At 49.0% G+C, this 259-nt stretch carries 1 protein-coding gene; it reads right to left on the minus strand.

All coding sequences use genetic code 11. The annotated features are described in order from the left end of the window. Positions 1-259 (minus strand): KR domain-containing protein (locus AB4496_RS28970; RefSeq protein ID WP_372133567.1); only part of this gene is annotated, 259 nt, incomplete at both ends.

The raw sequence follows: 259 nt of genomic DNA on the forward strand, positions 1-259 counted from the left end.
GTCAGCCAGTACACCAGCGCCGTGGATAAGACCTGTGATGCCTTCGAAATTCGCCAGTGTTTTCGCTACTGACTCATGGTTCGATACATCTAGGCTTAGGTATTCAGCGCTCGCGCCAATCTCGTTGAAAGCGGCAAGTGCTGCGTTGATTTCAAGGCTGCTCAATACAGGTTTTAGCAAGGTATCAACTTTCTTAGGCGTTGGTTTGTCACCTGTTGCTTGTAGGTGAGCGATAGCCGCTGGTTTTAGCTCTTTCTCT

Source organism: Vibrio sp. 10N.222.46.A1 (genome assembly GCF_041473595.1).
Classification (GTDB): Bacteria; Pseudomonadota; Gammaproteobacteria; order Enterobacterales; family Vibrionaceae; genus Vibrio; species Vibrio tasmaniensis_A.